The following is a 12,658-nucleotide window of genomic DNA, read 5'->3' as shown; positions in this document are numbered from 1 at the left end:
AAAGTGCAAATAATAGAAAATATTAAAAGAAATGTCATATAAATATAAAATTATGCAATTGGAGGAACATTAGCATGAAAGCAACTGGAATTGTCAGAAGAATTGATGATTTGGGCAGAGTAGTAATCCCAAAGGAAATAAGAAGAACGTTAAGAATAAGAGAAGGGGATCCTTTAGAAATATTTACTGATAGAGAAGGTGAAATAATTTTAAAAAAATATTCACCAATTGGAGAGTTAACGGAATTTGCCGGAGAATACGTGGAGTCTTTGTTTGAAACCACAAGACACATTGCTGTAATAACCGACCGAGACGGAGTGATAGCTGTATCAGGAAGCTCAAAAAAAGATTATACTGAAAAAAGATTAAGTCCAGAGCTTGAAAAGATTATTGAAAGCAGAGAAACTTATATAACAAATGGCAATTCTAAGCCAATAAGAATAACTGCAAATGAATTTAACCCTGACAACTACACTAGTCAGATTATATCTCCAATTCTTGTTCATGGTGACCCTATAGGAGCTGTAATGCTTCTTTCAAAAGAAAAAGCAGCAAAGATGACTGAAATTGAAGAAAAATTGATTAAGACTGCATGCATCTTCTTATCGAGACAAATGGAAAGTTAAATTATATTATTATATGGAAGTTTTCGCAAAGAAAACTTCCTTTTATTATTTTGATTCCAGCATTATCTGCATTAAATTTATTATTTTTCATACACATAATTATGGTTAAATTTATCCTGAGATGGTATATATAAAATATAACAGTTAAGTGAGGTGCAATATGAAAATAAGATTTTTAGGAGCAGTGCGTGGGGTAACAGGTTCATCCCATTTGATTCAGGCTAATGACAAGAAAATTCTTTTAGATTGCGGGATGTACCAGGGAAAAGATGAAGATTTGAATTATGAAGAATTTGAATTCAATCCATCTGAAATAGATTATCTTCTTTTAAGCCACAGCCACATTGATCACAGCGGAAGAATACCTCTTTTGGTCAAGAAAGGATTCAGAGGGAAAATTTATTGTTCTAAGCCTGCTTATGACCTTTGTCGTATAATGCTAATGGATTCAGCCCACATTCAGGAAAGTGAAGCTGAATGGAAAAATGTAAAGGCAAGGCGTTCAGGCAGGGCACTGGTAGAGCCAATGTATACACAGGAAGACGCGGAATTAAGTTTAAAATATTTCTATCCGGTTCTTTACGACCAGATAATAAACATAGATGAAAACATTACAGTAAGGTTCAAGGACGCAGGTCATATACTTGGATCAGCTATTACAGAAGTTTGGATAAATGAAGAAGAAACTACAACAAAGCTTGTTTATTCAGGTGACCTGGGAATGAAGGATAGGGCACTTTTAAGAGACCCTTCAATTATAGAAAGTGCAGACTACCTGATTATTGAATCCACATATGGAAACAGATTGCATGAAAATCTTGAAACAAGGACAGAAGGTCTTATTAATATCATACTTGATACTGTTGAAAGCGGAGGATCGGTAATAATTCCTTCATTTGCAGTGGGGAGAACTCAGGAAATAATTTATGAGCTCAATAAATTTCTTGAATGCCATGCTGACGAAAAATCAGACAACAGAAAAAAATTCATGGACATTCCTGTGTATATAGACAGCCCCCTGGCAACAAAAGCAACAGAAATATTTAAACAAAACGCCAATGTGTTTGATGATGAAGCAAGACGATGTATTCTTGAAGGAGATAATCCTCTTGAATTTGAAAATCTGCATTTCACACAAAGTGTGGAAGAGTCAAAGATTCTCAATGCATCAAAAGAACCTAAAATAATAATTTCAGCCAGTGGCATGTGCGAAGCAGGAAGAATAAAACATCACCTTAAGCATCACCTTTGGAAAAAAGAGTCAAGCATTGTGTTTGTGGGATATCAGGCTGAAGGTACATTGGGAAGAAAATTAATAGACGGTGAAAAGTATGTGAAGGTACTCGGAGAAGAAATTAGAGTAAATGCACAAATTCATAATGTGCAGGGATTTTCCGGACACGCTGATAAAAATGCATTATTGGAGTGGCTCAGAGGTTTTAGTGATAAACCAAAGAAAGTATTTCTTGTACACGGTGAAACTGAATCAAAATTATCATTTGCGGAAGAAATTGAAAAAACATTGCAATTAAGCTGTATAATTCCGGAATATAACAAGGTGTATGAAATCAAGAAGCAACAAGTTATAAAAGAAATAACTGTTGATGAAGTAAAAGAAATAAGACCAAGGTCAATAGATGTAAGTCAAATAGAAGATTTGAAGAAAGAAATTGAAAAAATTAAAGAAATTTTTGAAAAGACTATGGCAAACACAAAAGATTATATTGAAGATGATAAAATAAATGCCAAAAAGTATAAAGACATCAGCAACAACATACTTGCTCTTGAAAATGAAATATTGAATTTATCAATGGCGAGCACAAAGTAAATCACTTCAACAAAAGGGGTGAATGGGTACAAACGTACAACCATTTATCCCTTTAAAATGCAGGGCCAGAAAACGTTTATAATTATTTTTTAATAAATGTTGGAAATTAGTTGTTCTTAAAAATATAACTGATCTTATGTTTATGGCACAAAAAATGCATATATTCATATGGAGTATAATTATTTGATGCATTGTTCTTATGCATCCTTTTGTAATTATAAAAACAGAAAGGAAGGACAATTAATGAAAAAGTTATTGACAGGCAACGAAGCCATAGCACTTGGAGCATATGAAGCAGGTGTTCATTACGCAGCTGCATATCCTGGAACACCAAGTACTGAAATATTGGAAAATATTGCTCCTTATAAGGAAATAACAGCAGAATGGGCACCAAATGAAAAGGTAGCAGTAGAATCTGCCATTGGTGCGTGCTTTGCAGGAGCAAGAACTCTGACGGCCATGAAACATGTAGGCCTTAACGTTGCTGCAGATCCGTTTTTCTCAATTGGATATACAGGAGTTAATGGCGGTATGGTGCTAATAAGTGCTGATGACCCCGGACTTCATTCTTCACAAAACGAACAGGATAACAGATATTATGCAAGAATGGCAAAGGTAGCCATGGTTGAGCCAAGCAACAGCCAGGAATGCAAGGATATGGTAAAGACAGCTCTTGAAATAAGCGAAAAATATGACACTTTGGTTATGATCCGTATGACCACAAGAGTATGCCACAGCAAGTCCATAGTTGAAACAGGTGAAAGAACAGAAGTTCCAATAAAAGAATACAAAAAAGACGCTCAAAAATATCTGATAGCACCGGCAGTTGCAAAACAGCTGCACATTAAGGTTGAACAAAGACTTAAGGAGCTTGAGAAATTCTCCAATGAAACAGAATTAAACTTCATTGAATGGAACGATAAAAAAATAGGAGTGGTGTCAGCGGGCGTAGCATATCAGTATGCAAGGGAAGTGTTCGGAGATTCGGCTTCTTATTTAAAAATTGGTTTTTCATTCCCTCTTCCTATGGAAAAAATCAAAAAATTTGCAGAACAAGTTGAAACTCTTTATGTTGTTGAAGAACTGGAACCTTTCATGGAAGAACAAATCAGGGCTGCAGGAATCAATTGCATAGGAAAAGATAAAATTCCTAACACATGGGAACTTAATCCGGACATTGTTGAAGAAACATTGTTTGGTACAAAAAGAGAAACAATTGATTACGACAAGACAGTTGCAGTTGGAAGACCCCCAACTCTTTGCGCAGGATGCCCTCACAGAGCATTTTATTATGAACTGTCAAAGAGAAAGAATGTAATGATAACAGGAGACATCGGCTGTTACACATTAGGCGGGGCAGAGCCTCTTAATGCAATGGACACAGTTATATGCATGGGAGCCAGCGTAAGCATGGCACATGGAGCAAAGAAGATGTTTGAAAAGGCCAATGTTGAAAAGCGTCTTGTAGCAACGATTGGAGACTCCACATTCTTCCATTCGGGAATGACAAGCCTTCTTGATGTTGTTTACAACAAAAGCAACACAATAACATGCATACTTGATAATAGAATAACTGCAATGACAGGACATCAGGAAAATCAGGGAACCGGATTTACTCTTCAGGGAGATTCGGCTAAAATAACTGACATAGAAAAAGTGGTAAGCGCTCTTGGTATAGATCACATAAAGACAGTTAACCCTTTGAACAATGCTGAAATGAAAGCTGCGCTTGATTGGGCTTTTGCACTTGACGAGCCGTCTGTAATTATTTCAAGATATCCATGTGCACTTAAAAAATACTCTGAAGCTGACATAGAAGAGTTCGGACCTATCAGTGGAGTATGCGAAGTTGACCATGAAAAATGCATAGGTTGCAAAAAGTGTGTAAGCACAGGCTGCCCTGCAATTTATTTCAATAAGTCAATTAAGAAATCAAACATAAACAAAGTTCAGTGCGTAGGCTGCAAGTTGTGTATGCAGGTATGTCCTGTAAAAGCTATCAGTAAGGTTGGTGAAAAATAATGGATACTAAAAATATTTTATTAGTAGGCGTTGGAGGTCAGGGTACAATACTTGTGAGCAAAATTTTATCAACAGGACTCATGGATGCAGGATATGACGTTAAAATGTCAGAAATACACGGTATGGCTCAAAGAGGAGGAAGTGTTTCAACCCAGGTAAGATATGGTGAAAAAATATATTCTCCCATTATAGGCATTGGCCAGGCAGACATTCTTGTTTCATTTGAAACAATGGAAACCATGAGATGGCTGGAATTTTTAAAACCTGACGGTGTTGTTGTTGTAAACGATTATGAAATACCATCGGCCCCCATACTTACAGGAAAAGCAGATTATCCTCAGGGCATAATTGAAATGATCAGTGATAAAGCAAGGACAAAGGTTGTAAATGCTGCAGATATTTCCGAAAAATTGGGCAACATGAAAGTAATGAACGTTGTTCTTTTAGGGGCTCTTGTAAAAATGATGAACCTCACAGACATAGACTGGGAAAAAGCAGTGAGATCTTCTGTAAAAGAAAAGTTTGCAGATCTGAATGTAAAAGCATTTAACGCAGGCATGGAAGCAGTAAGTTAAAAACAAAAAGATGAAGAAAGGCAGAATTATATGAGCTACAAAATATTGGCTATAAACCCGGGTTCAACTTCCACGAAAATAGCGTTGTACGAAGATGAAAAGGAAATTTTTACTAACACTATTAATCATCCTGTAGAATTAATAGATAAATTTGAAAATGTTGAAGACCAGCTGAACATGAGAAGGGAACTGGTTATGTCAAACCTCAGGGAAAAAGGATTTGACATAAAGAATTTATCATGTGTTGTTGCCAGAGGGGGAATGCTTCCTCCGGTAAAATCGGGAGCATACATAATAAATGATCTCATGATTGACAGGGTTGAAAACAGACCTGTCATGGAACATGCTTCAAATTTGGCAGCTCCCATTGCCTATGGCATTGCAAAGAAAGCAGGAGTTACGTCTTATATCTATGATTCTGTAATGACTGATGAATTTACGGATATTGCGAGGATATCAGGAATGCCCGATATTCCAAGAACCAGTTCAAGCCACGTTTTAAACACAAGGGCCATGGCTATTAAGGCAGCCAAGAATCTTGGAAAAAGATATGATGAATTAAACATAATTGTGGCTCATCTTGGCGGCGGCATATCCATCAATCTTCATCACGGCGGACAAATAATAGATCTTGTTTCTGACGACGAAGGTCCGTTTTCACCTGAAAGGGCAGGAAGGGTTCCATGCAGGGAGCTTATAAACCTGTGCTACTCCGGTAAATATGACAAAAAAACAATGCAGCGAAAATTAAGGGGAAACGGCGGACTTAAGGCTTACCTGAACACTCTGGATGCGAGGGACGTTGAAAAAATGATTGCAGAAGGAGATCAGGAAGCAAAAACAATTTACGAAGCCATGGCTTATCAGATTGCCAAGGGAATAGGAGAGCTGGCTACGGTTGTGGAAGGTAAAGTAGATCTCATAATACTTACAGGAGGCATTGCCCATTCAAAGATGCTTACTTCATGGATTGAAAAACGCGTGGCTTTCATAGCGCATGTTGAAATAATGCCGGGAGAAAATGAAATGGAAGCTTTGGCTTACGGTGCCTTGAGAGTGTTAAGAGGAGAAGAAACAGCAAGAGAATATACAGAATAAACAAGACCCGCAATTGCGGGTCTATTTTTTTGCCTGGCTGGAATATATTGCTTTGTTCATAATAAAACGTACGAACGACATAAACACATATCAATAGTTCGTGATGAAACGAAATATAAAATACAAAAATTAAAAAAACGAACACAAAACCAGTTGACAAACATTTTTATATTTGTTATCATGTACTTGAATTTAAATGTTGAATTTTGTATAACAAAAAAGGATGGTCACATATGAACTTTGATGTTAAAAGAGTATTTGTAGAAAAAAAACTTGGATTTAACACAGAAGCTTTAAACCTGCTGAACAATTTCAGAGAAAATTTGCAGCTGGAAAATTTGAAGAATTTGTGGATATTAAACAGATATGATGTGTCCCACATTAGCAGCGAGGATTTTGAAAAAGCTGTAACTAATGTTTTTTCAGAACCAAATCAGGACTATGTTTACTTAGATAAAATTGATATGTCAGACAATAAAATATTTGCAGTGGAATTTTTGCCGGGACAATATGACCAGAGAGCTGATTCAGCGGCACAGTGCATTCAAATAATTACAGGAAAAGAAAAACCTCCTGTGAAATATGCTAGAGTAATAATCCTTGCAGGACAACTCTCACATGAGGATGTTCAAAAAATAAAAGAATACTACATCAACCCTGTTGATTCAAGAGAAGCTGAGCTTGAAAAGCCATTGACACTGGACGAAGAGTATCCAGAACCACAGGATGTTGTGATTGTAGAGAACTTCACATACAAATCTAAGGAAGAAATAGAAGATTACCGAAAACAAATGGGTCTTGCTATGAGCACCGAGGATTTGCTTTTTTGTCAGGAATATTTTAAAAATACCGAAAAAAGAAATCCAACCCTTACTGAAATAAAGGTTATTGACACATACTGGTCTGATCATTGCAGACACACAACATTCTCCACTATAATAAACAATGTAAGTTATGATGATGGCAAAATTGCTGGCGAAATAAAGAAAACTTTCGAAGAATACTTAAATTCCAGAAAATATGTGTACCAGGACAGGAAAAAGGACATTTGCCTCATGGACCTGGCTACAATAGGAGCAAAGGAACTGAAGAAAAAAGGGCTTTTAAATGACCTTGAGGAATCAGATGAAATAAATGCGTGCAGCATTGTAATAAATGCAGACATAGACGGTAAAAATGAAGAATGGCTGCTGATGTTTAAGAACGAAACACACAACCATCCTACAGAAATTGAGCCTTTCGGAGGAGCAGCAACGTGTCTTGGAGGGGCCATAAGAGACCCTCTTTCAGGAAGAGCCTACGTATATCAGGCAATGCGTGTTACAGGAAGCGGTGACCCAAGACAAAAGCTTAAAGATACACTGCCTGGAAAACTTCCTCAAAGAAAAATTTCAACAGAAGCTGCTGCCGGTTACAGCTCTTATGGAAATCAAATAGGACTTTCAACGGGACATGTGTCTGAAATATATCATCCTGATTATGTTGCTAAAAGAATGGAAATTGGAGCTGTAATCGCAGCAGCCCCCAGAGTCAACGTAATCAGAGAAGTTCCGCAAAAAGGCGATGTAGTAATCCTTCTTGGAGGAAAAACCGGAAGAGACGGCTGCGGAGGAGCAACAGGCTCTTCAAAGGAACACACTCAGGAATCAATTCTCGTATGCGGTTCTGAAGTGCAGAAGGGAAATGCACCTACAGAAAGAAAGATTCAAAGGCTCTTCAGAAATCCTGAAGTGAGCAGGCTCATAAAAAGATGCAATGACTTTGGTGCCGGCGGAGTTTCTGTTGCCATAGGAGAACTGGCTGAAGGACTTGATATAAGACTTGATATGGTTCCAAAAAAATATGAAGGACTTGACGGCACTGAACTGGCCATATCAGAATCTCAGGAGAGAATGGCTGTTGTTGTGAGAAAAGAAGATGCTAAAAGGTTTATAGACCTTTCTAATGAGGAAAACCTGGAAGCAACAGAAGTTGCTGTTGTAACTGATGACAGAAGATTAAAAATGACTTGGAGAGGCAAGGAAATTTTAAATATAAGCAGGGATTTCCTTGACACAAACGGCGTTAAGCAAAATGTTGATGTTTTCATAAAAGAACCTCAGGCATTTGATACTAAAAATGTTACAGAGGATGTGAAAGTAAGATGGCTCGAAAATCTTACGGATTTAAATGTGGCATGCCAGAAGGGTCTTGTGGAACGTTTTGACTCAACTGTGGGAGCAGCAACAGTATTGATGCCATTTGGAGGAAAAACCCAGCTTACACCTTCTGAAGGAATGGCTGCTAAAATTCCGGTGCTAAATGGTATAACAAACACATGCTCTCTCATGGCTCATGGATTCGATCCATATCTTTCAAAGAAGAGCCCTTATCACGGTGCAATGTATGCAGTGATTCACTCCGTTGCTAAAATAGTTGCAATGGGCGGAGATTATAAAAATGTTAGATTAACTCTGCAGGAATATTTTGAAAAACTGGGTAAGGAACCTGAAAGATGGGGCAAAACATTAAGCGCTCTTCTTGGGGCTTTTAAGGTTCAGCATGAACTTGACATCCCGGCCATCGGAGGCAAGGACAGCATGTCCGGAACATTCATGGATTTAAATGTTCCTCCCACACTTGTGAGCTTTGCAGTATGCGTATCAGACGTACGAAACACTGTATCTGCTGATTTCAAAAAACCGGGCAGCAGAGTAGTGCTTGTGAAAATCAAGAAGGATGAAAACAACATTCCGGATTTTGAAGACATTAAAATCAAATACTCAAAAATACATGATGAAATATTAAAGGGAAGCGTATTAAGCGCCCATACAGTCGGCTATGGCGGAATAGCAGCAGCAATTTCAAAGATGACTTTCGGAAATGAAATAGGATTTAAAGCTAATGAAGATTTTGATCTTAATGATTGTTTCACAGCAGATTATGGCAGCATTATTCTTGAAGTAAAAGAAGAGGCAGAATTAATTGCTGAAGCTGTGGTGCTGGGAAATACCACTGACAGCAATGAAATAAAATTAAACAACATTTCCATAAACTTGGATGAAATGAAAAATACATGGATAGAGCCATTAAACAGCATTTATCCCATTAAATGCGACGTTTCCGGGTCAATAAAACACTATTCATATGCTGGCGGAAACATTGTGAAGTCTTCTATATCATTAACAAAACCTAAAGTATTCATTCCGGCATTTCCCGGGACAAACTGCGAATTCGACACAAAACGAGCTTTTGAAAGAGCAGGGGCGCAGGCAGAAATATTTGTTTTCAGGAATTTAACAACACAGGACATCAAGGATTCAATTGAGCAGATGAACAAAATGATCAGAAATTCACAGATCATTGCATTCCCCGGAGGCTTCAGCGCCGGAGACGAACCTGAAGGTTCAGGAAAGTTCATTGCAGCCGTATTTAAAAATGAAATATTGAAGGATGCTGTCATGGATCTGTTAAAGAACAGAGACGGACTGATTATTGGAATATGCAACGGCTTCCAGGCACTTATAAAGCTGGGACTTGTGCCTTTCGGCGAAATTGTTGATATGAAGGATGATTATCCTACTCTAACTTACAACAAAATTGCCCGACACATATCAACATTTGCAAAAAACAAAAATTGTTTCAAATCTTTCACCTTGGCTTAACGGATGCAGTGTGGGAGATACTCACTACATGCCTCTGTCACACGGAGAAGGAAGATTTGTGGCTAACGAAGAATGGATACGTAAGCTTAAAGAAAACGGACAAATTGCAACCCAGTATGTTGACGAAGACAACAATCCAACATATGACGGACTGTACAATCCAAACGGATCGATTGATGCAATAGAAGGAATAACAAGTCCTGACGGAAGAGTTTTCGGCAAGATGGGACATTCGGAAAGACGTGACAAAGACACATATTTAAATATACCGGGTAACAAAAACCAGATGATTTTCGAATCAGGCGTAAAATATTTCAAATAACAGGAGGAACAATGAAAGTAGCTATTATAATGGGAAGCGATTCAGATTTTCAGGTAGTGGAAAAAGGATACAACATACTGAAAGATTTCGGAGTTGAAGTTGATGTGAGAGTTATTTCAGCCCACAGAACGCCGGACGAGGCAATCAGTTTTGCTAAAAATGCAGAACAAAACGGATATGAACTTTTAATAGGTGCAGCAGGAAAAGCAGCTCATTTGCCGGGAGTTCTGGCAGGATGTACTCCTCTTCCGGTAATAGGAGTTCCAATACGTTCAACAGAACTTGACGGTATGGACGCACTTCTTGCCATAGTGCAGATGCCTCCCGGAGTTCCTGTTGCAACAGTTGCCATCAACGGCTCAGACAACGCAGCTTTATTGGCAGTACAGATTCTTTCAGTAAAATACGAAAATTTAAGAATTAAGTTCAAGGAATACAAAAAACAAATGGCAGAAAAAGTCATTGAAAAAGATAAGAAATTAAGCGAAAAATTATCAAACAACTAAAAAACAAAATTTTAAAAATATTTTAAAAATAATCGGAGGATACCATGGAAAAATTAGAAATGATTTATGAAGGAAAAGCAAAGAAAGTTTTCAAAACTGACAACGAGAAACAATACATTGTTGAATACAAGGATGATGCTACAGCATTTAACGGAATAAAAAAAGGAACTATAGTAGGAAAAGGCGTTGTAAACAATAAAATGTCTGCCGCATTGTTTGCTCTTTTAGAAGAAGAAGGAATTCCAACTCATCAGATAGAACTTTTAAGTGACAGGGAATCACTTGTTAAAGCAGTTAAAATTCTTCCTCTTGAAGTAATAGTAAGAAATGTTGCTGCCGGATCTCTTGCAAAAAGACTTGGACTTGAAGAAGGAGTTGAAATGAAGAAAACAGTTCTTGAATTTTCTTACAAGAATGATGAACTGGGCGATCCCATGATTAATGACTACCACATTCAGGCAATGGGCTATGCAACAGATGAGCAGCTTGATACAGTAAAAAGCTATGCATTAAAAGTAAATGAAGTACTGAAAAAATTCTTCCTTGAAATCAACATTAAACTCATAGATTTCAAACTTGAGTTTGGATTGTATGAAGGTAAGGTAATTCTTGCAGACGAAATTTCCCCTGACACATGCAGACTATGGGATGCAGATACAAACAAGAAACTTGACAAGGACAGATTCAGAAGAGATTTAGGCGGTGTTGAAGAAGTATATCAGGAAGTTCTTGAAAGAATAAGCAAAAAGAAATAACACTAAGAGGAGACAATATGCAGGATATAATATTAGATGACAAGCTGCATGAGGAATGCGGAGTGGTGGGAGTATTTTCAGGCAACCCTGATATAACATCACAATTGATTTATTACGGATTGTTTGCGCTGCAGCACCGGGGACAGGAAAGTGCCGGCATTGCAATCAATACCGGAGGAAAAATTCAATTTCACAAAAATATGGGGCTTGTTTCTGACGTCATGACCAGCGATGTTATTCAAAGGTTATCAGGCGGAATTGCCATAGGTCACGTTAGATACTCCACATCAGGAGGAAGTGAAATTGAAAATGCTCAGCCTCTTGTTGTAAGGTATAAAAATGGAACGCTGGCTCTTGCACACAATGGAAATCTTGTAAATGCTGATAGTCTTAGAAATATTCTTGAAGACAGCGGAGTTATTTTTCAAACTTCCATAGACACTGAAGTTGTGGCAAACATGATTGCAAGAAATGCAAACGGAGATGTTTTAAAGTCAATTAAAAATGTGATGGAAATCATAAAGGGAGCATTTGCCTTTGTAATAGCAACCGAAAAACAGCTTATAGGCGTGAGGGACCACTTTGGCCTAAGACCTCTATGTCTTGGACAAAGACCTGACGGTGGATACCTGCTTGCTTCTGAAAGCTGCGCCATAAATGCCATGGGCGGAGAGTTCATAAGAGACATTGAGCCTGGAGAAATAATAATCATAGATGAAAACGGAATCGAAAGCATAAAAAGCAGCAAGTACGCACAACAAAAATCATGTATTTTCGAATATGTTTATTTTGCAAGACCTGACAGCACCATCGACGGGGTGAATGTATACCAGTCAAGGTATAACGCAGGAAGAATTCTTGCTCAGGAAGCTCCCGTGAAGGCAGATCTGGTATTCTGCGTTCCGGACTCTGGAACTCCAGCTGCCATAGGATATGGAAATGAGCTTGGAATACCTTACGGCCTTGGCCTCATAAAAAATAGATATGCAAAAAGAACATTCATTGAGCCAAGCCAGGAACTTCGTGAAGAAGGAGTTAAAACTAAGTTAAGTGTGAACAAGGAGCTTGTGAAGGATAAGGTTGTTGTAATGATTGACGACAGCATTGTAAGGGGAACAACAACAAGACAGCTTGCCCAGATGGTAAGGGATGCAGGAGCAAAGGAAGTACATGTGAGAATTGCTTCTCCACCTGTCACTCATTCATGCTTCTTCGGTATAGATACACCGTTCAGAAGCTACCTTATAGGAGCAAACAAGTCAGTTGACGAGATGAAGGACTA

The 12,658-nt window shown here is 37.9% G+C and carries 8 protein-coding genes and 1 pseudogene; all 9 read left to right on the top strand.

Features of this window, described 5'->3' with window-relative positions; genetic code table 11:
* The first annotated feature begins 74 nt into the window (after positions 1–74).
* Positions 75–626: a stage V sporulation protein T gene (gene spoVT / locus BN358_RS01980; RefSeq protein WP_019227651.1), complete on the top strand. Its 552-nt coding sequence runs from the start codon at positions 75–77 to the stop codon at positions 624–626.
* Between the two features lie 160 nt (positions 627–786).
* A complete protein-coding gene (locus tag BN358_RS01975; protein WP_019227650.1) occupies positions 787–2,454 on the top strand; it encodes an MBL fold metallo-hydrolase RNA specificity domain-containing protein in 1,668 nt (555 codons plus the stop codon).
* 243 nt (positions 2,455–2,697) lie between these two features.
* Complete coding sequence (iorA, locus tag BN358_RS01970; RefSeq protein ID WP_019227649.1) at positions 2,698–4,476, top strand: indolepyruvate ferredoxin oxidoreductase subunit alpha; 1,779 nt, start codon at positions 2,698–2,700, stop codon at positions 4,474–4,476.
* Positions 4,476–5,051 carry an indolepyruvate oxidoreductase subunit beta gene (locus tag BN358_RS01965; protein ID WP_019227648.1) on the top strand — a complete coding sequence of 192 codons (576 nt, stop codon included), beginning with the start codon at positions 4,476–4,478 and terminating at the stop codon, positions 5,049–5,051. Before iorA ends, BN358_RS01965 begins: the two co-directional genes overlap by 1 nt.
* Before the next feature lie 30 nt (positions 5,052–5,081).
* Positions 5,082–6,149 (top strand): butyrate kinase, encoded by a 1,068-nt coding sequence (gene buk / locus BN358_RS01960; protein ID WP_019227647.1) that lies wholly within the window; start codon positions 5,082–5,084, stop codon positions 6,147–6,149.
* A 233-nt stretch (positions 6,150–6,382) separates the two neighbouring features.
* Positions 6,383–10,115: pseudogene (locus tag BN358_RS01955) on the top strand (phosphoribosylformylglycinamidine synthase).
* Between the two features lie 11 nt (positions 10,116–10,126).
* Positions 10,127–10,621, top strand: a complete 495-nt coding sequence (gene purE, locus BN358_RS01950; protein ID WP_019227645.1) for a 5-(carboxyamino)imidazole ribonucleotide mutase — start codon at positions 10,127–10,129, stop codon at positions 10,619–10,621.
* A gap of 44 nt (positions 10,622–10,665) precedes the next feature.
* On the top strand, positions 10,666–11,376 hold the full coding sequence (gene purC / locus BN358_RS01945) for a phosphoribosylaminoimidazolesuccinocarboxamide synthase (RefSeq protein ID WP_019227644.1): 711 nt from the start codon (positions 10,666–10,668) through the stop codon (positions 11,374–11,376).
* A 17-nt stretch (positions 11,377–11,393) separates the two neighbouring features.
* Positions 11,394–12,658 (top strand): amidophosphoribosyltransferase (gene purF / locus BN358_RS01940; RefSeq protein ID WP_019227643.1); only part of this gene is annotated, 1,265 nt, incomplete at its 3' end.

Origin of the sequence: Sedimentibacter sp. B4 (genome assembly GCF_000309315.1) — a bacterium.
GTDB lineage: Bacteria > Bacillota > Clostridia > Tissierellales > Sedimentibacteraceae > Sedimentibacter > Sedimentibacter saalensis.
This window is presented reverse-complemented; position numbering and strand designations above follow the sequence as displayed.

Coding starts and splice junctions, on each gene's coding strand:
- purE (WP_019227645.1), top strand. CDS start 10,127: ATGAAAGTAGCTATTATAATGGGAAGCGATTCAGATTTTCAGGTAGTG.
- iorA (WP_019227649.1), top strand. CDS start 2,698: ATGAAAAAGTTATTGACAGGCAACGAAGCCATAGCACTTGGAGCATAT.
- BN358_RS01975 (WP_019227650.1), top strand. CDS start 787: ATGAAAATAAGATTTTTAGGAGCAGTGCGTGGGGTAACAGGTTCATCC.
- BN358_RS01965 (WP_019227648.1), top strand. CDS start 4,476: ATGGATACTAAAAATATTTTATTAGTAGGCGTTGGAGGTCAGGGTACA.
- spoVT (WP_019227651.1), top strand. CDS start 75: ATGAAAGCAACTGGAATTGTCAGAAGAATTGATGATTTGGGCAGAGTA.
- buk (WP_019227647.1), top strand. CDS start 5,082: ATGAGCTACAAAATATTGGCTATAAACCCGGGTTCAACTTCCACGAAA.
- purC (WP_019227644.1), top strand. CDS start 10,666: ATGGAAAAATTAGAAATGATTTATGAAGGAAAAGCAAAGAAAGTTTTC.